Raw genomic sequence first — 20,677 nt, 5'->3', positions numbered from 1 at the left:
AGATCCGGGAGGCCGAGCGTCCCCGCGAGGCGAAAGACCGGGCCGGGCGGAAGGTTCCAGGGGGCCGGCGGGACGCCGGCGGTACTTTGACGGCGAGGCGAAAGACCGGGCCGGGCAGAAGCCTGGCGTTCCAGTGGACAGGAGGATGCAGATGTCGAAGAGCGCGTTTCTGAGCAGTCGCTGTTCGCAGTATATCCACCCCCCCCGGCTTTGGGCTGAGCGCCGGGGATCGACCAGGTAGCGCCTTAAACAAAAAGGCCGGATTCACATCGACCCTATAGACCTTTATCAAGATGCTCTCGACCCTTGCTTTGATCTTCGCTTTTGCCGCCCAGCCCCCGTCCGCTCTGGCGCTGATGGTTCAAGACGCGGGGCTGCGGTCGGATCGGGAGCAAGGGCGCTTCCTTCGGAGCGATCTGAACAAGGACGGTCTTGTAGACCCGCTCGACATGGAGATCTTGCTGAGATCGATGGGCCGCCGAGGCGACTGAAAAGACAACGAGCCGGGGGGCGCCCTAACGTCCCCCCGGCAAAGGTAAAGGAACGGTGAAAGGTATGAAACGATTAAGATGGCTAGCGGCAATCGCGTGTCTTGCTTTGATCCAGACGAGTCCAGGGCAATTGGTGGAGCTGTGGCGGTCGGTGCCCGACATCAGGCAGATACGTCACATAAGTTGGACGACCGGCGTCGTCGACGAAGAGGGGAACGTTACTTTGGGCAGCGGACGCGCGCTACTGGTCGTCCGCTTCGATTCGCAGGGCCATCAGGAGTGGTACAGGGAGATCAACCTGGGCAGCACCGAGGCCCTCAACAGCAGCGCGCTCTTGAGCAATGGGACTATTGCGTTTGGAGGTCTTTATCGTGCGCCAGGAATCTGGCGTTCCGCGGCGTTCGTGTTTACTCGGCAGGGCGACGTTGTGGCCCATTACAACGAGCCGGGCGGATTGGGAACCGGCAGCATCGCCGGGATGCACGGCGACAAGATTGTGCTGTTCGGCGGCTCGCAAACTGCCGTCAAGACGACGCTCTTCAACCACCAGTTGATCCCTATCTGGTCGCACATCTATCGCGCGCCCGAATCGCCATCTGACGCAGGTAGCGGATTCGTTGCCAGCGACCTTATCGCTCGCAATCCCGTGTACGCGAGCGCCGTCGTCTTTCCGCGCCTGATCTGTTTGGACGCTAGCGGCGCTTTGCTCTCGGCGGTCTCGTTCGACTTTGGCTACCAGGAATTGTGGACCGACGGGTCGAAGTTGGCGATTTATGGCAACGGCAAAGTCGCCTTGGGCGCGCGCGTGCACCATCCGCTCGGGCAATGGCAAAACATCCTTTACGGCGTCGACGCTCGGACGGGCATCGACTGGACCCATTGGTTTCCGCCGAACGGCAACCTCGCTCGTTTGTGGACCGACCCTAAAGGCCGCCTTTTGGGCGATTGGTTCGACGCCTTCGGCCGGCAATATCTGCTTGAGTTCGATACGATCTCCGGATCCGTGTTGATGAGCATGGCTGTTCCGCTTCCCGGCGTTCGACGCTATGAGCGGTACGGCCTATTCGCCTACGACGAGCGAGGCGCTCTTTACATGGTCGGCGTGGGCCAGGATGGGCAGGACGGACAATATCTAAACCATCGCCCCTTGATCGCAAAGTTGGATCGCAACTTCCGGCCGGTCTGGTACATGTACCTCGACCTTCCCTTCGCGACCGAGCCCCGCTGGACTCGGATTCAAAAGGATCGACTTTACCTGATGACCGGGGCGACGGCCCTCCCGCCCCTGGTCAAGTACAAGATTCTCGCCGTTCGGTCGGAGGGGGACGTCAGCGGCGACGGCTGCATCGACGACAAGGATTTGGCGATGGTGCTGGAGGCGTTCGGCACGGCGAATCCATCCGCCGACCTGAACGGCGACGGCATCGTGGACGATTTAGACTTAGAAGAAGTCCTCCACAACTTCGGCCTAGGGTGCGAGTGAGAGGGGGGGCGTAAGCGGCTTTTCCCAAGAATGTAGCACAACTTTGAGTACGAATCGAACCTTGAATAGGTCGCTGTTTGCCTATTCAAGCAGCCTTGAGAGTCGCCAGGCAGAAGCCTGGCGTTCCGGGTGAGCGCGAATCCTTGTAGCTATCTGAGCATCTTGGCGGCCTCAGCCGATATGAGAGTCGTGCGGAAACTTGCGGCGCCGTCGCAGAGGTTAGTAAGATAGGTAAACTCATGCCCATGTTCGCGATTTGGGAACGGCGATACGAGTGCGAGGTGAACGCGCCTATCGAAGAGGTTTGGGAGTTTTTTAGCGATGTCTCCTCGCTTCCATTGCTTACGCCGCCTTCAATCAGCATTGAGTTTGAGGACGATCCGCCGAAGATTAAGACGGGGGCGTTGATCCGTATGCTGGTTACACGAATGGGGGTGAGCATTCGTTGGCACGCTCGAATCTCGGAGGTAGAAGCGCCGTATCGCTTTGTGGACATTGCCGACCGTTCGCCTTTTCCGTTTTGGGAGCATCGGCACGAGTTTGTGCCTTTAGAGGACGACCGGACGCTGATTGTGGACACGATTCGTTTTCGGCCCATCGGCGGCGTGCTGGCGCCGTTGACCGGTCCGATCATTGGGAAGGATCTGGATCGGATGTTCGCCTATCGCAGCGCAACCGTTCAGGAGCGGTTAAGCCGTCAGCCGTCTTTTGATTCTACTTTGGCTTCTTCTTGAACTGCTCCAAGTAGGCTTGTTCTTCCGATTCGATTTCTTTGCTTGTTTTGCGCTTGGGGTCTTTAGTCGGTTTGTCGGTTGTTTTGGCGGCGGCTTTGCCTTTGGCGGGTTCCAGGTCGCTGGTCGAGAAAAGAAGCACGTAGTTGAGGCTGAATTTTTTTTCTTCGGGCGATAGTCGATTGCGCGCTTCATCCGAAAGGCTGTTGAGCCACTTTTCGTGCATCTGTTTGGTCTGCGCTTCGTGCCGCTCTCTCATGTCGGCGGTCATCGATGCGGGGTCGATGCTCACAGCGGCGGTGTCGTCTTTGAACAATCGAACGATCGTGCCATCCAATCCGCCATAGTAGGGAAGGAATGCGCCGGACTTCATCTCGTCTGCGCTAGGTTCTCGGCTCTTGACTCGAACGGAATCGCCTTCTGAGGTTTTTGCCATGTCGGGTTCGATTATACCTAAAGAGAGCGAAGCAGGAATGCGGTTTGGCTTGTCGAACTGATTGCGAGAATGACCGCTACGGAAGGGATTGCGCGCCAGGATGCGCTGGAATGGAGCGTCTGGCTGGCCAAGGGCGAACGGCTCAAACTGGCTGTGGTCTGCCTCGCCCTTTTCGTCGGTCCGCTTTGCGGTTTTCTGTTCTTCAATAGCCCGCTAATGGCGATCGCGGCCTTCTGGATGCTGCTGTCCGCCTCTGCCGACTTTCTGTTTCCGATGAGGTTCAAGATCAGCGACGAATCCGTGCGCGCGAGGGCTGGTTTGTCGATGCGGGAGATACGGTTTGACAAGGTCAAGCGCATCGATTGGGGCAGGGCGGGCGCAATGCTGAGCCCGCTGGCCAATCCGTCGAGGCTTGATGCTTTTCGCGGGGTCTTCCTATATTATGGGGATTGCGAATCGGAGATTCGCGAGCGATTGGGGCAGGTGGAGATTGGCGATCCGTCGCTCGCTTTGTCGGAGGCGCTATGAAGCTGTTTTGGGACGATCCTCTGACCGACGAGCAGACAGAGGAGATGGTGGAGGGCATTGCGCAGAACGTGGTCAAGCGCGGGCTGTCGGCTCCGGCGATCATGTTTTTAGAGATGAACAAGCCTGTGGCGCCGCTGGCGTCCCATGCGGCGATCGCGTTTTCGCCGTTTGTGGTTCCGTTCTTAGGATTTGATCGAGTAGACCGTTATTCGCAGTTTTTCAACTCGCGGGGCAATGTGGAGCGGCTCCTACAGCGCATCGAGGAGTTAGAAGAGGAGCGCCGCGGAGGAAGGACGCATGTCGATACAGCACGCTCACGATAACTGGTTTGTGGCCATCATCATCGGCGTCATTGCCGTGCTGGTGCTGGGCAACATCTTGCGGGCCAAGTCGGGCCGTCAGCTTTATGTTCGGCGCATACCGGGTTTGAACGCGATCGATGAGGCGATCGGTCGCGCGACGGAGATGGGGCGGCCGATTTTGGAGATTCCCGGTTTGACGGCGTTTGGCGTCATTGCGGTGCAGGCGCTGACGATTTTTAAGTACATCACCAAGGAATCGGCGCGATTTGCGACTCCGATGCGGTTCCTGACAGCCGACGCCACCGTTTATACGGTCGCTCAAGAGGCCATTTATGACGCTTATCAAGAAGCAGGGCGGCCCGATCTGTTCGACTCGGACAACATCCGGTTTCTGTCCGACCGTCAGTTTGCGTTCGCTTCGGGCGTCGCAGGCCTGATCCAGCGCGAGAAAGTGGCGGCAAACTTCCTCTTTGGCGAATTCTATGCGGAGAGCCTGATCTTTGCGGAGACGGGCAACATGGTGGGCGCCATTCAGATTGCCGGTACGACCAGTTTCACTCAAGTGCCTTTCTTCGTCGCGGCGTGCGATTATACGATCATTGGCGACGAATTTTATGCGGCGTCGGCCTATCTGGGGCGGGAGCCGGTGCTGTTGGGCAGTCTGGTCGGTCAGGACGCGACGAAGATCATGTTCGGCCTTCTGATCATTCTGGGCGCGATCCTGGCATCGATTTATGGCGAGGGCGCAGAGAAGCTCAAGTTCTTCTTCCAGCCCGGCGGCTGGGATGCGGTATTCGGCGGCGGCGGAGGTCAATAGGCGACTATGGAAATCCAGAACAAATTGGTTCTTGCTGCGATTACCGTTGGCGCATTCTTGTTGATGGCCGGTTTGGTGTTCGCTTTGCAGGTTCTTCCTCGTCAGGGGCGTCGCTATCTCGTCATGACGATAACTTTTATTGCGGGCGCCTTCTTTGCAGTGGAGTTCTTTTGGCCCTTGTCGACCAGCGCGGACGGAGAGAAGGCCAACTTCCTGACAAAGTACACGACCCAGATGCAGAACTTTATGCAGATCATAACGGGCGTGGCGCTCGTCTTAGGCATTGTAGGTCTGTTTAGGGTTCACGGTCGCGCGGTCGTTCAGAAGCGCACCAATTGGGGATACAGTACCGTGCTTCTGTTGTCGCTGGTGATCATGGCTACGCTCAGCATTTGGAGCAAACTCGCAGAGAAGAAGGCCGTGGCTGCCAACCAATTTGTCGAGACGGCCTATACCTTAGCGTTTCAGCGCGTGTTCATCAGCCTTGAGGCCGTCATGTTTTCGCTGATCGCATTCTACATCTTTTCAGCCGCTTATCGAGCGTTTCGAATTCGTTCGATCGAAGCGTCTATCCTGATGGCGACGGCGATGATTGTGATGTTGGGAGTCATTCCTCTGGCTGGAGTGATTTCAAACGCCTTTGGGCTACCGACGGAACTATCTGAAGAAGCATCCAAGAAACCTTTTTCTATGGATGCGATCTTGTATTCGTTGCGAGGCGATCGCGTATCGGACTGGATATTGAAGGCGCTGAACGGGCCGGCGCAGCGCGCGATCGAGTTTGGGGTCGGAATCGGAGGGCTTGCGATGGCCTTAAGGCTTTGGCTCAGTTTGGAGCGCGGTATCGGAGTAGAGAGGTAACCCATGGAAAAGCGTTCAGTTTGGGACCGATTGCTGGCTATAGACCGTCGATGGCTTTACTTGTTGTTGTTCGCCAACATCGTGTTCTTCTTGTTGATGAACGTCCAAATGCCGGCGCAGATCACGCCTCCGGCGCAGGCGCTATACGACCACATTGAAAACAACCTGCAGGAAGGCGATTTGGTGATGGTCTCGTCCCCTTGGGGGCCTTCGACCATTGCAGAGAACGGCCCGCAATTCCAAGCTGTTATCCGACATCTGATGCGCAAGCGTCTCCGATTTGCGATCATCTCGTTCGAGGCCCAAGCGAGGGACATATCGCTCAAGATGGCCAAGGAGATTGCGGCAGAGGAGGGCTATCGATACGGCGAGGATTGGGTGCACTTTGGATTCTTGCCGGGCGCCGCAATTGCGGTTCGCGGCCTTTCGAACGACATCGCTGCGACGGTGAAGACCGATGTGAACGGCACGCCTGTGGTCGAACTGCCCTTGATGCAAGGGGTTCGGAATTTGAATGACTTCAAGTTCGGCCTGGACATTACAGCCTCGGCCACGCTCAAGCTAGCCTGGCTGGCTTTCAAGCCTCAGAGTCTAACGATGGGCTACTGCCCGACCTCGGTCATGGCTGCCGACGCCTACACCTATCTCGACTCCAAGCAGATCGTAGGGATGATCACAGGAGCGAAGGGCGCTCAGGAGTACGAGGAACTGATGGGAATCGAAGGCGGACTGGGCGCAAAGTTCGCCAATGCGATCTCATTCTCTCACGTTTTGATCATCATCTTTATCATCATCGGCAATGTGGCGATGGCCATGGCGCGACGGCAGGCGGGAGGATAGGCGATGAACTTAGAGATTGTCGGTTTGTGGATCGCTGCGCTGCTGACCTTGGGCGCATACACGATTCTTTATCGAGAGAACCCGATCTATCGCTTTGTCGAGCACCTTTTCATCGGCGTTGCCGCGGGCTATGGCATTGGCGTCATGGTGGCCGACATCATGCATCGAATCTGGTGGACCAACGTCTTTCACGATGGCAAGTGGTGGTGGGCCTTTGCTCTGCCTTACGCCATGTGGCTCTTTACGATCTATACCGAAAAGTACTCTTGGATCAGCCGCATCGTTATCGGCACATTGATCGGGGCGTACGCGGGGCTCTACTTTCAGGAGTTCTCGTCGGTCTACCTGCCGCAAGTGCGCTCCAGTTTCAAACCGCTATGGACGAGCGATGCCAACCCCGACCTGTTAGCTTCGGGGGTCATTAACAACATCATCTTTCTAGTCATCCTTCTGTCGGTAATGACCTACTTCCTGTTTTCGTTTGAACAGAAGGGCGGAGTCAAGCGGACAGCCATCTTTGGACGATGGATGCTGATGATCGCGTTGGGCGCCATCTTTGGGAATACGGTAATGGCTCGAATCGCGCTGCTGATCGGGCGCATTTGGTTCCTGATGCACGATTGGCTGGGCATCGGCAAGTAGGGGTTGTGGCGTGGTATACTCTGGTTCGCCGTCAGCTTAGCGAATACGAATTCGCACCCGAAGGAGGCGTCCGCTCCATTGGCAACCAGAACGAAGAACCGCACGAACAGCCAGACCGCCGAACAACGCTATCGAGACCATTTGACCAAGGCCGACCATTACGAGCTTTATCGCCGCATGTGGCTTTCGCGGCTGTTCGACGAGACGCTCTTAGATTTTAAGAAGAAGGCGCGACTAAAGCGCGGCAATTTGTATGCGTCTATCGGCCAAGAGGCCATCAATGCGGGCACTTCGTTGCCTCTCAAGCCTCATGATTATATTTCGCCCATCCATCGCGATATGCCCATCTTTCATTTCAAGGGCATGTCGTTAGAGAGCATTATGTGCCAGGTATGGGGCAAAGCGGAAGCGCCCACTCGGGGCAAGGACAGCTGGAGCCATATGGGCGATTTGAGCGCAGGCGTCATCCATTCCACCTCGATGTTGGGCAGCACGATTCCCGTGGCGTGCGGCGTGGCGTGGGCGTTGAGGCTGGACGGCAAGACGGACAGTTGCGTGGTCGCCTATACGGGCGAGGGCGCCACGGCTCAGGGCGTGTTTCACGAGGGGATGAACTTCGCGGCCGTGCATAAGCTTCCGCTTGTGCTGATTGTGGAGAACAATCAGTACGCTTACTCGACGCCGACGCACCTGGGCTATGCGACGGAGAACACGGCCGCGCGCGCGTCGGGCTACGGCATTCCAGGTTGGTCGATCGATGGCAACGACGTGCTGGAGGTGTACGAGCATACCAGCCTTGCGCTGGCGAGAGCGAGGGCAGGGGATGGCCCGAGCATCGTCGAGTGCATGACTTATAGAGTTCGCGGCCATGCCGACCATGACGACACTCGGGCTATGGGATATCGGCCTGTGGAAGAAATCGAACGGTGGCAGAAGGAAGACCCGATACCGCGATATCGCGAGTATTTGATCAAGAACAAGATTTTCAAGGCCTCTGAGCTGCCCAGTCCGCCGCCAGACGTTCAGAAACAGGTGTTGGACGCGGCTGAATATGCCATCAATGCCCCAGAGCCGGAAGCGCACACCGCGATGGAGGACATCTACGACGAGAGCGCGGGGGTGACCAAATGGTCGAAATGACCTTTCTACAAGGCATTCGGCAAGCGATCTGGGAGGAGATGCAGCGCGATTCGAGCGTCTTTGTTTTGGGCGAGGACATCGGTCGTCTGGGCGGCGCGTTTCTGGTAACCGACGGATTCTTAAACGAGTTTGGATCCGATCGAGTGATCGACACGCCGATTTCAGAGGCGCTGATCGTGGGCACGGCGGTCGGCGCGGCGGCCATGGGGAAGCGACCTGTCGCCGAGATGCAGTTTATGGACTTTATCTCGTGCGGCTTCGATCAAGTGGTCAATGTCGCGGCGACTTTTCGTTATCGTTCGGGCGGTACGGTTTCGATGCCGATCGTCATCCGCGGTCCTTCGGGCGGCTATGTGGGCGGCAGCCTTTATCACAGCCAGCAGTTCGAGTCTTGGTTCTTCCACGTGCCGGGTCTTAAGGTCGTTCAGCCTGCATTTGCCGAGGATGCTTATGGATTGATGAAGGCGTCGATTAGGGACAACAATCCAGTGTTATTCTACGAACACAAGTGGCTCTATCGGCGAATCAAGGGCCAGATTCCTGGCCCGGATCAAGATTTCATCGTCCGATTGGGCGAGGCGGCCATCCGCCGCCCCGGCGATCACATCACGATCGTTGCATACGGCGCGATGGTGCACTTTTCTTTAGAGGCCGCTGAAGTTCTTGCTGGCGAAGGCATCTCTTGCGAGGTGATCGATCTGCGCACGGTCAAACCGTTGGACATGGAGACGGTGCTTGGCTCGCTGGCCAAGACGAACAAGGCGCTGATCGTGTACGAATCGCCTAAGACGGGCGGCGTGGGCGCCGAAATCGCCGCACAGATCGCCGAGGCTGGATTCGACCTCTTGGACGGACCGGTCATGCGGGTGGCGGCGCGCGATTCGTTCGTCCCGTTTGCCGAGCCGTTAGAGAAGTACGTGCTACCGAGCGTCGAGGAGATTATCGAGGCTGCGAGGACGCTTCACCGTTATTGATTGGGTAAGATTCGGGATGAGGAGAGTTTGATGCCAACGTCGGTCGTCATGCCTGAACTGGGGGAAAGCATAGTCGAGGGCACCATTGTGCGATGGCTTAAGAACGTCGGCGAATCGGTCGCCGAAGACGAGCCGATCGTCGAGATCATGACCGACAAAGTGAACACCGAGCTTCCGGCGCCCGCCACCGGCATTATGCAGCAGATTTTGGCCAAGGAAGGCGAGACCGTATTAGTAGGACAAGAGTTAGCGGTGATCTCCGAGGACGGCGTCGTCGCCAAGAAGAGCGGTCCGCCCCCCATTCAAGAGAGCGAGGGATTCTATGCCGACTCGGCTCCGGCCCCGGCTCCAACGCCCGCCGCCGCGCCGGTTGTCGCTGCGCCTGCGGCGAACAAGGGCTCGCGACGCTACTCGCCGTTGGTGTCGCGAATGGCAAAGGACCATGGGTTGTCCGAGGCTGAATTGAGCGGCCTATCGGGAACAGGGAGCGGCGGTCGAGTCTCCAAGCGCGATTTAGTGGCCTATCTGGAGGGTCGAAAGGCGCCCAGTTTTGAGGCGCCTCGTCCGGTCGTTGTGGGCGAGGGCGACGAGATCATCCCCTTTACGGGCTTGCGAAAGGTCATTGCGGACAAACTGACCCATAGCTACCAGACGCTTGTGCACGTTACGACGGTGATGCAGGCGGACGTAACGAAGCTGGTCGAGTTCCGCGACCGCAACAAAGAGAGTTTTCAAGCTCAGTTCGGCGTTCGGCTCACCTATTCGCCCTTCTTCCTTAAGGCGGTTACCGAGGCGCTGGTCGAGTATCCCATGATGAACGCTTCTATCGAGGGCGACAAGATCATTGTCCATAAGTACGTGAACTTAGGCGTTGCTGTGGCCTTGGGCGCCAAAGGCGAGGGCGGCTTGGTCGTGCCGGTCATTCGAGACGCTCACAAGAAGAGTTTGATCGATTTGGCGAAAGATTTGGAAGAGTTGGCGAAGAAGGCGCGGGAGAGCCGGATTACGACCAACGACCTGATGGGCGGCACGTTTACCGTTACGAACACAGGCACTTATGGCGCATTGATCGGGACTCCCATTATCAACGCGCCGCAATCGGCGGTTATGGGCACATATGCGATCGTCAAGCAGCCGGTGGCTATCGACGATATGATTGCAATCCGGTCGATGATGAACCTCTGCATGAGCTACGATCACCGCTTGATCGACGGCATGTATGCGGGACAGTTCCTAAAACGGGTAAAATCCCTTATCGAAGAATTCGACTTTTTCAAATAGGAGTCTTCTATCCAAACCCCGTCCCCCGAGAAACCGCCCCGAATTCCCCCTCGGGGCGGTTTCCACATGTAAGGAGCGCCCATGCTGATTGCGGTGATCTCGGACAGCCACGACAATCTGACAACCTTGGATCGCGCGGTCGATCTGGCGCTCGAACGGGGCGTCGAGCGGCTGCTCCATGCGGGAGACATCATCGCTCCCTTTGCCGCCAAGCGATTGGAGCGGCTGGGCAAGCCGGTTACGGCGATCTTTGGCAATAACGACGGCGAGCGGTTAGGCCTTCATCGCTTTATGAGCCCTTTCGGCGAGATTCGACAGCAACCGTGGCAGGGCGAGATCGCGGGTGTGAGGATAGCGATGTTTCACGAGCCAGAACCGGTGCAGGCGGTTGCCCTCAGCGGATTGTTCGACCTGGTCGTCTATGGCCACACCCATAAGGTCGATGTTCGGCAAGAGGGGGGCTGCCAGATTTTGAACCCGGGCGAACTGGGCGGATGGCAAACGGGCAACCCGACGATGGCGCTTGTCAGGCTGCCCGAGTTAGAGATCGAGATCGTTCAGATTTAGGGTTGGTGTCCGGCCAGACCAAAGGACTCAAGGACAATGGCGAGATCGAGATCGTCAACGATGCCGTCTCCGTTGACATCGCCCAAACCATCTGTGCCGAACGATTCAAGCACTATGAGCAGGTCCGCGTCGTCCACGATGTCGTCGCCGTTCACATCGCCGTTGGCGCCAAAGGCAGGATCGAGATAGATGTACCCGTTGGCCGCCAAAGTGAACTCTTCGATGCTCTGACTGAGATAAGTTCCCACCTTGATCGAACCCGAGAACGTACCGCCTGATGGAGCCCGAACGCTGAAGTTGCCCTTCCAGTCCAAGACGCTGTTGATCGGATCGTGGAGTTCGTTGGTCGTTTCGTTTCGAAGTCTGATCGTGATCGGCATGTTGAGAGGCAAAGCGGCATAGTTCTCGAGCACTGCCTTGCCATTCAGAACGGGCGGCGGACTGACGGGTCGGATTCGGAGAATTCGACCGTGCGCATGTCCTAGCAGGTACATGAAGCCGTCCGCTCCAAACTTGACGTCGGTGATCGTCCAGAACGTCGATCCTATGCGATTCATCTCGCGTTCTGCCAGGTTGTCGGCAACTTGGTCGCTAAGAGGGCCGTCAAGCAGAAAACCCTTGCGGTCTGGCCTCATCTTGAAGAGATAAAGGCCAGCTGTGTTGGTATCGGTCATGAAGAGGTTTTCCGACCAATCGCCCGAGAAGCGGGCGCTCGTGATGAATTTACATGCAATGGGGCCGATCGTGTTATACCAGCTGAACACAGGGTCTTGGTAGTAACTGTTTGGCAAGTTGACCAGGTTCGAGGCGTTAAATGCGGTCTGGTTGTTCTCGGGGTATCGGGCATCGCGGCTATCGGGCCCCATGATCAGGAGCCAGCCGCTGTTCATGCCGCCGCGCTCCACATAATTGATCTCGTCCCAAAAGTCGGGGCCGTTCTCCGTGTACCAGAGGATGCCAGTGCGCGGATCAAATTCGATGCCAAAGGAGTTGCGCAGACCGTATGTCCACATGCGGCGAATAGACTCCGCTGAGTGGCTGACAAACGGGTTGTCGCTTGGGGTTGTGCCGTCGTCGTTAAGCCTAAGGATGCCGCCAACGCCCGATGGAAGGGTTGCGTGAGTATTCTGCTCGATTCGACCGGCCCAGATGCGTCCTCGGTGGAGGTCGCCTGTTACGATATAGAGTTTGCGATCGGGGCCGAACGCCATGACGCCGCCCTGGTGCCAGTTGCCGTTGGGCTGGTTGGGATCGGTAAAGGTCTCCCAGATGAGCAGGGGGTTGATGAACTCGTCTCCGGTCCACTCAAATCGCACGACTCGATTAGAGAGCCAATCGGCGCCTTCGCCTGAGGGCGATGTCGAATAGTAGAGATAGACCCAACGATTCTGCTCAAAGTCGGGATGCTTGACGATACCGAGCAGCCCGCGGTCGGTGCTGTTTGAGACTTGCAGGTCTAGCACAATCCGGACGGTTCCGTTGAAGATGTGCTTTACGCGCCCGGTGTTCTTTTCCGTTACCCACATTTCGGTCGGGTTCTTGTCGCTGACGAACTCAAAGTTGATGGGGTTGGATAGGCCGGTTACAACGTTTTCCCAAGTCATCGATGTATCGACAAGGGTTTGAGAATTTGCGAGCAATGCGCCAGTTAGCAAAGCGAGCGCCGACATTCGGCGTAGAGCAATCCAAGCACGGGCTGTTGATGCACCCATAATCAGCACGACCTCCTTTTTTCAACATCATCGGACCAGGGGCAGAGCCCGCCGTCCGACTTTACTCAATCCCGCCGTTGCGGGAAATCAGTCCTCGCCTTGCAGTCCGAAGGCTTCGAGCACGATGCTCAAGTCCGTGTCGTCCACGATACCGTCGCCGTTTAGGTCTGCCGCGGCGTTGTCTGTGCCAAAGGCCTCCAACACAGCCCCCAGGTCGCTATCGTCCACGATGTTGTCTCCGTTGACGTCGCCGTTGGAGCCGCTGGCAAACTTGAGGTAAGCATAGCCGCCGGATGTGAGGCTAACGCCGAGAATCTTGTTGGCGAGCCATTTGGATGGCTTCACATAGGCCGTGTAGTTGCCCGGCGCTGCCACTCGCACAGAAAACTTGCCCCAGACATCGAGGGTTGTATTGAGCGTTTCGACGACCGTCTGCCCTTGGCGCAGTTCGATCGTCAAGGGTACGCCGATCATCGAGCCGACGTAGTTAGTTAATTCGATGCGGCCATTGATAACCGTTGGCGGATTGACAGGGCGCAGGCGGATAACGCGACCGTGCGCTAACGAGAGCAAGTAGGCGTATCCATCCGCCCCAATCTCGCTATCGGTGCACGTCCAGAAACCCGTACCGACTTTGAGCAGGAGCCTTTCTCCCCCATGGTCGGCCACCTTGTCGGCCAAGCCGCCAGTTAGCGCAAAGCCGTCGCGCTCATTGTTCATCAGGAGCCGATAGAGCTCGCTGTGGTTGCTGTCGTCAAAGATCGCATGGTCCCGCCAGTTGGCGTCGAATCGCTGGCTTCTTAGAAAGAGCATAGTGATCGGGCCGATCGGCTCAACCCAGCTGAACTCTGGATCGCGATAGATCGCTCCGGGCAGCATGGTCAGGTCGGCAGCGTTGTAGGCGGTGTTGTTATTTTCAAAGTATATCGCGTTACGGCTGTCGGGGCCGACGATTTTGAGCCATCCGCTGTTAAGCCCCTTGCGCGCGATATTGATCTCGTCGTACTTGTCTGGGCCGTTTTCAGTAAACCAGAGCAAGCCGGTAAGCGAATCAAACGCCATGCCGAAGCAGTTTCTAAGCCCATAGACCCACATGCGTCGGATCGCTTCGTTGGCGTGGTCGGCGAACGGGTTGTCGTCCGGCGTCGTGCCGTCCGGGTTAAGGCGCAAGATGCCGCCTACGCCCGCAACTGCCGAACCGTGCGTGTTTTGCTCGATTCGACCGTTGTCAAGCCGACCGCGATGCAGGTCGCCGGTGGGGAAGTACAGTTTTCTGTCGGGGCCGAACAAAAGCACGCCGCCCTGATGCCAATCGCCATTCGGCTGGCTGGGGTCGAACGGAGTCGACCAGATGATAACCGGGTCGACCATTGCTGTCCCGTTCCACGTATATCGTTCGATGCGGTTTTCGATCCAGGCGCCGCCATCGGCGATCGCGAAGGAGTAGAAGACGAAGACGTGTCCGGTCTGGTTAAAGTCGGGCGATTTGACCAAGCTCAGCAGACCGCGGTCTGCGGCGGTTGCAACGGGAAGGTCGAGCACGGTGTTTCCTATAACGCCGTTGCGAACGTGTCGAACCCTGCCGGTGTTCTTTTCGGTAACCCAAAACTCGTTAGGGTTGCTTTCGTCGATGAACTCGAAGGAGGTCGGCAAACTGAGGCCCGTAACGACGTTCTCCCACGTCATCGTGGCGTCGTCTAGTGTTTGGGCGACTGCCGTCAGGCAGATCAAAGCCGATAGAACTGCCGCGCAGGTCGTTTTCATAGGCTCTCCTTAAAGATCAATCGTTCCCTCGTTGAACAGATTATACAGCAAGTTTCGTTCCACGAAATCCCCGCTCATTCGCCCGAAAGTCCAAAGTTCTCCAGCAACAACGCCAAGTCTGTGTCGTCCACGATCCCGTCGCCGTTGAGGTCTGAGGCGGATTCTTCTGTACCGAAGTCGGTAAGAAGTTGGGCCAAATCGCTATCGTCAATGATGTTGTCGCCGTTAACGTCTCCGTTTACATCCATGTTGAAGCGCAGATAGGCCCAGCCCCCGTTGGAGAGCGAGACGCTGTTTTGTCTCTTGGATAGCCACGTGCCTGCTTTGGCGACTACGGAGTAAGAACCTGGAGTCTGTACGCGAACCGAGAACTTGCCATAGGCGTCGAGCGTCGTGTCGATCGTTTCGACGGTCGTATTTCCGTTCATCAACTTTAGGGTCAGCGGCACGCCCAGAGGGTAGGGGGTCCAGTTGGAAAGTTTGGCCCGACCGTTGAGCACGGTGGGCGGATTTTGCGGCCGTATTCTCCAGATGCGTTCGATCCAAAGCGCCGTCGTGTAGATGTTGCCGTCTGGTCCGATCTTGCAATCGGTCGGCGCGCTGCCTGAGTTTAGAAACGCTATCGTGTCGCCCTCTGCATTGGTGTCGGCGACGGTGTCTTCCAAGACGCCGGACAGTACGAAGCCGTCCCTCGCTTCGTTCATCAACAGTTTGTATTGCCTTCCATTGCCGTTGCTTTGGCCAATTAGCGTATGATCGCGCAGATTCGGCTCGAACCGGGCCGAGCGCACGAAACAGATGGTTGTGATGCCGATAGGGATCAGGAAGCTGAACTTTGGGTCTTCGTAGTAGGCACCTGGCAGATAGGTCAGATCCGAGGCGTTGAAAACGCGCAGATTGTTCTCTCCATAGGAGGCGTCGCGGCTGTCGGGCCCCATGATCTTGAGCCATCCGCCGTTGTAGCCCTTGCGCACTAGATTGACCTCGTCGTAGACAGAGGGACCGTTGTCGGTCATCCAGAGATGTCCGGTCAAAGGATCGAACTGGATGCCAAAGGTATTGCGCAATCCATAGGCATACAAGCGCTGGATCGATGGATGGGGATGGCTGACCCATGGATTATCGGCTGGGATGCTTCCGTCCGGGTTTAGACGGAAGATGCCGCCCGTGCCGGCCACGGCGGTCGTGCTGGTATTTTGCTCGATGCGCGGGTTACTGAATCGGCCTCGATGCATATCGCCGCACATACCGTACAGTTTGCCGTCCGGTCCAAAGACCATCGGGCCGGAGTTGTGCCGGTCGGCCAGAATCTGGCTCGGATCGAGGGGGAACGATAGAATGAGGGTTGGATTCACCAGTTGAGCGCCGTTCCAGGTGTACCGCTCCACCCGGTTGTCGGTCCATGTGCCTCCGTCTACGTCCGCATGAGAGTAGTAGACGTAGAGGTGGCCGGTCTCGTCGAAATCGGGCGATTTGACCATGCCGAGAAAGCCGCGCTCGGCGACGTTAGAGACGTTTACGTCCAGAACAGTCGCCACGACCGTGCCGTTCTGCACCCATTTGACCTTTCCGGTCAGCCACTCTCCCACTAGAACGTCGGAGATGCGGTCTTCGTGCAGGAACTCGAAACAGATCGGTCTTTGAACGCCTCCCACGAAGTGGGATTCGATCACAAAGCCCGATTCGGTAAAAGTTTGCGCATGGGCGCTTAAGGCGATCAGCGCGCCGAGTGTTAAGGATAGAAGTTTAGTCATAGTTTCCCTCTGTTAGGGCGATTCGCCCGATAGACCGAAATTCATGAGCAATACGCTCAGGTCAACGTCGTCTACGATTCCATCGCCGTTGAAGTCTGTCGTTGGCAGATTGGTGCCAAACGCTTCAAGAAGCATGGCAAGGTCGCTGTCGTCGATCAGATTGTCGTTGTTGGCATCTCCCAGGATATCGAAATCGATCAGCACATAGGCATAGCCGCCGCTGGGCAGCGTTACGCCCGTCAACCGCTTTGAAAGGGCTTGTGGAGACTTAGCGACGATTGTGTAGTTGCCGGGCGCGGCTGGACGAGTAGAGAACTTTCCGAACGCATCCGCCTCGACAACGATCGTCTCTACCAGCGTTGTGCCGTTAAAGAGGTCTAGTGTAACGGGAATGCCGAGTCGTTCTCCCAGGTAGCCGAGCCACCTGCATTCTCCGTTTAACACGGTTGGCGGATTGATCGGTCGAAGCCGATAGACCGCTCCATTCGAGAGCGAAGTCATGTACATGTATCCGTCTGCGCCGATGTCCATGTCGGTGATGACGCCCCAGCCCGTGCCCCATCGGTTCAGGTTGCGCTCGGTCGAGCTATCGGCCACTCGATCGGCCACGCCGCCCGTCAGAATCAGATCGTCTCGGTTCGCGTTGACGTCGAACTTGTAAAGGTTGCCCAGGTTGGCGTCCCCTGCCAGGGCAGCGTCACGAATGTTGGTCTCGTATCGCGCGCTGCGCAGAAAGTTGATGGACGTTACCCCGATCGGCGATCGCCAGGAATAGAGAGGATCGTAGTATTGGGAGTTGGGCAGGATGGTCAGTTGGTCGGCGTTGTAGGCAACGTTTCCGTTTTCGGTATAGGTCGCGTTGCGGCTGTCCGGGCCCATGATCTTGAGCCAACCGCTGTTCATGCCTTTGTGCGCGATATTGATCTCGTCGAACAGATTGGGCCCGTTCTCGGTAAACCAGAGCCGGCCAGTCAGCGAATCGAACATCATGCCGAAGCTGTTGCGGATACCGTAGGCCCAGAGGCGCCGCAACTGCGACGCTGTTTGAGCAAAAAACGGGTTGTCGGCAGGTATCGTCGAGTTGGTATTGATTCGAAAGATCCCGCCCACGTTGGCATACCGTCCGCTGGTGGCAGAGGCCGTGTTCTGTTCGATGCGGGTGTTGGTCAAAAATCCTCGATTGAGATCGCCGGTGATGCCGTACAGTTTGCCATCCGGGCCGAACTGGATGATACCGCCGTCGTGATTGGGACCGTTGTTTTGGGTCGTATCGCTAGGGAAACTGATAATCAAGGTCTCGCCGGTCAGCGTTGAGGCGCTCGGATTCCAAGTGAATCTAGACACTCGATTGTCGAGCCAGGTTCCACCGTCCGACGTAGAGCGCGAGTAGTAAATGTATACGTATCGATTGGTATCGAAGGCTGGGTCCATGGCAATGCCGAGCAGGCCCCGCTCGCTGTTGTTGGCTACGGGCAGATCGAGCGCGATGGCTTCGACGCTGCCGTTTCGAACGAGCTTGACTTGGCCGGATGCCTTTTCTCCTACCAGAAATTCGTTGGGATTGCCTCGGACGTGAAACAGAAGGCAGGTCGGCTGGCTGAGACCGGTTATCACGATATCGACCGTTAAGTTGGGGTCGGTAGTGGTCTGCGACCAGGCAAAAGTAACTGCGCACAACGCGGCAACAAAGGCTCGTTTCAGATAACTCATCCTTTAACCTCCGGCGATAGACGCCCGCTTATCTATTCCGCGAGCAACGCTATAGTATAACACGGGGCTTACTCCTGGCCAGCCTGGCCGAAGTTGGTCAAAACGATGCTCAGGTCGACGTCGTCAACGAGACCGTCGCCATTTTGATCGATGTCGTCGTCCTGGACTCCGAAAGCGGTAAGAATTAAGCTCAGGTCGGTGTCGTCGATTGTATTGTCGCCGTTGACATCGCCGTTATAGGCAAAGTTAAGCTTCAAGTAGATGTGTCCGCCGCTAGAAAGCGCGAGCGAATCGCGCGCTACCGATAGCCAGTGAGACGGTTTGGCAACGACCTTGATAGCGCCGGTCGTTTGAGCCCGCACCGAGAACTTTCCGAAGGCGTCTAGCTGCGTATCGATGGTTTCGACCAAGGCATCGTTCTGATAAATGTCGAGGCGCAAGGGCACGTTGAGCGGATGGGCGCCAAAGTCTGCCAAGGATGCCTCTCCGTTGATGACGGTCGGCGAATTGACCGGTCGAATGCGAACGACCAGCCCGTTGATATAATTGACGCAGTAGATATAACCGTCTGCGCCGATGTCCATGTCGGTCGAAGTGCGCCATCCCGTGCCCCAAAGCGACAAGTCGCGTTCGGCAGCCCCGTCGGCCACCAGATCGGCCAATGGGCCGGTCAGATTGAAGCCGTTGCGCTGGGCGTTCATAGGGAACAGATAAAGCGCGCTGTTGTTCCAGTCTCCCACGATGGCTTCGTCGATTACTCCCGGATCGTATCGGGCGCTGCGCGCAAAGGCGATGGAAGTTACGGCCGGCACGGGGTTGGTCCAAGAGAACTTCGGGTCGCCGTAATAGCTTCCCGGAAGGTGGACAAGTTCGTGCGCGTCCCAGTTTCGCTGTCCGTTTTCGCTGTAGGCCGCGTTGCGCGCGTCCGGCCCCATGATTTTAATCCACCCGCTGTTAAAGCCCTTGTCGATCAGATTAATTTCGTCGTAGTTGACGGGGCTGTTTTCCGTCTGCCAGAGGCGCCCTGTGAGCGGATCGAACGCAAGACCGAAGCTATTGCGAATTCCGTACGCAAACAGTCTTTGTATGTGCGGCGAGGAATGATCGACGAACGGGTTGTCGCCCGGGATGGAGCCGTCGTCGTTATAGCGAAAAATGCCTCCGACGCCGGACGGGTTGTTCGGGTCGGAGTTTTGTTCTATTCGAGGATTGGAGAACTTGCCGCGGTTCAGATCGCCCGTAACCCCATAAAGTTTGCGGTCTGGTCCAAAAAGCAAGATGCCGCCATGATGGATCGGACCGTTGGCTTGATTGGGATCGGGCAACACGTCCAAAATGATCAGTTCGTCTACCAGCGCCGTGCCGTTCCATCGAAAGCGCGAGACCCGGTTGCCCATCCATGGGCCGCCATCGTGCGTCGAAGGAGAATAAAAGAGGTAGATGAAGCCGTTCGTTTCAAAGTCTGGGTGCTTGGTCATGCCTAGAAGCCCCCGCTCGGTCTCGGTGTTCACCGCCAAATCCAGCACAATGCCCGCGACCGCGCCGTTGCGAACGAGTTTTACGCGGCCTGAAAATCGCTCGGTTACAAAGAACTCGCTGACCGAATCGTTTCGAAGAAACTCCATCGCGATAGGGAGCGCGAGGTTTCTAATGACCACATCGACCGTTAAATTAGGATCGACCACGGTTTGTGCGGGGGATAGTGGGACGGCAAAGAGCAGCGTTGCGGCGAGCAGGGCTTTCTTCATAGGGTCTCTCCTTTCACTTAGTCGCTACTAACTTAACGCTGATTCGCTTGCGGATTGGTTCCCATCGAGAGACCTTTTTTCGAAGTTTGAGCGGCAGCGCCAACAAGAAGCCTTCGAGAATCGAGTAGACCCAGAGCGGCGCGAGGATCAGCCGACCTTTAGCGCCGACGACGGGCTGCACCTTGCTAAAACCGGCTTGCCGCATCATTCGGCCTAACTCGGTCATGGAGTACTCCTTCATGTGGAAGCCTGTCGGCGTCTCGTCAAAGTACATGGAGACGTCGTATGGGCCCGAGATGCCGTTGGGCGTGATACAGACATACTGGCCGCCTGGCGCCAGCGCATCGCACACCTGCTTCAGATGATCTTTTGCGTCTTCTACATGGAGATGCTCGATCAGCTGATTGCTATAGGCGAGCGTGGCCGTGCCGTTGGGCACGGGAATGCTGCTGCCGTCCGAAAGCGCGAGTTCAAAGTTCTCCGGCGTCTGTTTGTTCTGCGTTACCTCGGCGGAAACCTCGACGGCGATCGCTTTCTTGGCGGTCTTGGCGACCTCGAACGTCAAGGCGCAATCGCCCGCGCCGATCTCTAGGAAAACGGTTTCAGGCGTAATAAAGTGTCGGAGCAGCTGCATTTGAAACGCTACGACCTTGCCCTGTTCGTCGCTGTCGGCCTTTCGAGAGAGCTGCGGATGGTGGGGCAGTCGGCGAAACAGTTCGTCGTACAGTTCGCTGTAAAGCCGAGCACGGTCCTGCTTGGGCGCTGCGCGCAATCGATCCGCGAGCTCCTTCTCGACCTCGTAATGCTCTCTCAGTTGTTCGGGCGTCCGCTTTTCGGACGCGGGCACAGGCCAGGGCATGGGTTCCTCCGTTCGCCAGGTTAGATATTATTCCCTA

General features: G+C 57.1%; 20 protein-coding genes. 13 read left to right on the top strand and 7 right to left on the bottom strand.

All coding sequences use genetic code 11. The features are described from left to right. Positions 1 to 293 precede the first annotated feature (293 nt). From HUU60_08380 to HUU60_08370, 3 genes are all read left to right on the top strand, one after another. Entirely contained in the window at positions 294 to 491 is a 198-nt protein-coding gene (locus HUU60_08380; GenBank protein NUL82720.1) for a hypothetical protein, read from the top strand. A gap of 64 nt (positions 492 to 555) precedes the next feature. Continuing rightward, positions 556 to 1,974: a hypothetical protein gene (locus tag HUU60_08375; protein NUL82719.1), complete on the top strand. Its 1,419-nt coding sequence runs from the start codon at positions 556 to 558 to the stop codon at positions 1,972 to 1,974. A 245-nt stretch (positions 1,975 to 2,219) separates the two neighbouring features. Beyond that, positions 2,220 to 2,708: an SRPBCC family protein gene (locus tag HUU60_08370; GenBank protein ID NUL82718.1), complete on the top strand. Its 489-nt coding sequence runs from the start codon at positions 2,220 to 2,222 to the stop codon at positions 2,706 to 2,708. Here HUU60_08370 and HUU60_08365 read toward each other — a convergent pair. After that, a complete protein-coding gene (locus HUU60_08365; GenBank protein ID NUL82717.1) occupies positions 2,689 to 3,141 on the bottom strand; it encodes a hypothetical protein in 453 nt (150 codons plus the stop codon). The genes HUU60_08370 and HUU60_08365 overlap by 20 nt on opposite strands. A 69-nt stretch (positions 3,142 to 3,210) precedes the next feature. Between HUU60_08365 and HUU60_08360 the strand changes: the two genes are divergently transcribed. The 10 genes from HUU60_08360 to HUU60_08315 all read left to right on the top strand — a co-directional run bounded on the left by HUU60_08360 (position 3,211) and on the right by HUU60_08315 (position 11,093). Beyond that, positions 3,211 to 3,669, top strand: coding sequence for a hypothetical protein (locus tag HUU60_08360; GenBank protein ID NUL82716.1), 459 nt, complete (start codon positions 3,211 to 3,213; stop codon positions 3,667 to 3,669). Further along, positions 3,666 to 3,992: a hypothetical protein gene (locus HUU60_08355; GenBank protein ID NUL82715.1), complete on the top strand. Its 327-nt coding sequence runs from the start codon at positions 3,666 to 3,668 to the stop codon at positions 3,990 to 3,992. The genes HUU60_08360 and HUU60_08355 overlap by 4 nt, the downstream gene beginning before the upstream one ends. After that, the gene (locus HUU60_08350) at positions 3,967 to 4,788 is read left to right on the top strand and encodes a hypothetical protein (GenBank protein ID NUL82714.1); all 822 of its coding nucleotides are present in this window, start codon (positions 3,967 to 3,969) and stop codon (positions 4,786 to 4,788) included. The genes HUU60_08355 and HUU60_08350 overlap by 26 nt, the downstream gene beginning before the upstream one ends. A 6-nt stretch (positions 4,789 to 4,794) precedes the next feature. Continuing rightward, complete coding sequence (locus HUU60_08345) at positions 4,795 to 5,649, top strand: hypothetical protein (protein NUL82713.1); 855 nt, start codon at positions 4,795 to 4,797, stop codon at positions 5,647 to 5,649. A 3-nt stretch (positions 5,650 to 5,652) separates the two neighbouring features. Then, positions 5,653 to 6,489 carry a hypothetical protein gene (locus HUU60_08340; GenBank protein ID NUL82712.1) on the top strand — a complete coding sequence of 279 codons (837 nt, stop codon included), beginning with the start codon at positions 5,653 to 5,655 and terminating at the stop codon, positions 6,487 to 6,489. 3 nt (positions 6,490 to 6,492) lie between these two features. Then, positions 6,493 to 7,131 (top strand): hypothetical protein, encoded by a 639-nt coding sequence (locus tag HUU60_08335; GenBank protein ID NUL82711.1) that lies wholly within the window; start codon positions 6,493 to 6,495, stop codon positions 7,129 to 7,131. Positions 7,132 to 7,209: 78 nt separating this feature from the next. Next, positions 7,210 to 8,271 (top strand): thiamine pyrophosphate-dependent dehydrogenase E1 component subunit alpha, encoded by a 1,062-nt coding sequence (locus HUU60_08330; protein NUL82710.1) that lies wholly within the window; start codon positions 7,210 to 7,212, stop codon positions 8,269 to 8,271. Next, positions 8,259 to 9,245, top strand: a complete 987-nt coding sequence (locus HUU60_08325) for an alpha-ketoacid dehydrogenase subunit beta (GenBank protein NUL82709.1) — start codon at positions 8,259 to 8,261, stop codon at positions 9,243 to 9,245. Before HUU60_08330 ends, HUU60_08325 begins: the two co-directional genes overlap by 13 nt. A gap of 30 nt (positions 9,246 to 9,275) precedes the next feature. Continuing rightward, positions 9,276 to 10,526, top strand: a complete 1,251-nt coding sequence (locus HUU60_08320; GenBank protein ID NUL82708.1) for a 2-oxo acid dehydrogenase subunit E2 — start codon at positions 9,276 to 9,278, stop codon at positions 10,524 to 10,526. 81 nt (positions 10,527 to 10,607) lie between these two features. Continuing rightward, on the top strand, positions 10,608 to 11,093 hold the full coding sequence (locus tag HUU60_08315) for a metallophosphoesterase (protein ID NUL82707.1): 486 nt from the start codon (positions 10,608 to 10,610) through the stop codon (positions 11,091 to 11,093). Here the strand turns inward: HUU60_08315 and HUU60_08310 are convergent. The 6 genes from HUU60_08310 to HUU60_08285 form a co-directional block, all read right to left on the bottom strand. Further along, positions 11,090 to 12,697, bottom strand: a complete 1,608-nt coding sequence (locus HUU60_08310) for a PQQ-dependent sugar dehydrogenase (protein ID NUL82706.1) — start codon at positions 12,695 to 12,697, stop codon at positions 11,090 to 11,092. The two genes, HUU60_08315 and HUU60_08310, sit on opposite strands and share 4 nt — an antisense overlap. Before the next feature lie 195 nt (positions 12,698 to 12,892). Then, positions 12,893 to 14,569: a PQQ-dependent sugar dehydrogenase gene (locus HUU60_08305; protein ID NUL82705.1), complete on the bottom strand. Its 1,677-nt coding sequence runs from the start codon at positions 14,567 to 14,569 to the stop codon at positions 12,893 to 12,895. A gap of 74 nt (positions 14,570 to 14,643) precedes the next feature. Then, positions 14,644 to 16,323, bottom strand: a complete 1,680-nt coding sequence (locus HUU60_08300) for a PQQ-dependent sugar dehydrogenase (GenBank protein ID NUL82704.1) — start codon at positions 16,321 to 16,323, stop codon at positions 14,644 to 14,646. A gap of 12 nt (positions 16,324 to 16,335) precedes the next feature. Next, positions 16,336 to 18,033 (bottom strand): PQQ-dependent sugar dehydrogenase, encoded by a 1,698-nt coding sequence (locus HUU60_08295; protein NUL82703.1) that lies wholly within the window; start codon positions 18,031 to 18,033, stop codon positions 16,336 to 16,338. A 68-nt stretch (positions 18,034 to 18,101) separates the two neighbouring features. Continuing rightward, a complete protein-coding gene (locus HUU60_08290; protein ID NUL82702.1) occupies positions 18,102 to 19,781 on the bottom strand; it encodes a PQQ-dependent sugar dehydrogenase in 1,680 nt (559 codons plus the stop codon). Positions 19,782 to 19,794: 13 nt separating this feature from the next. Beyond that, positions 19,795 to 20,640, bottom strand: a complete 846-nt coding sequence (locus HUU60_08285) for a methyltransferase domain-containing protein (GenBank protein ID NUL82701.1) — start codon at positions 20,638 to 20,640, stop codon at positions 19,795 to 19,797. Positions 20,641 to 20,677: the final 37 nt, after the last annotated feature.

This window comes from Armatimonadota bacterium, assembly GCA_013359125.1.
GTDB lineage: Bacteria > Armatimonadota > Fimbriimonadia > Fimbriimonadales > GBS-DC > JABWCR01.
The sequence above is the reverse complement of the archived record's forward strand: the minus strand, read 5'-3'. Positions and strand labels throughout refer to the sequence as shown.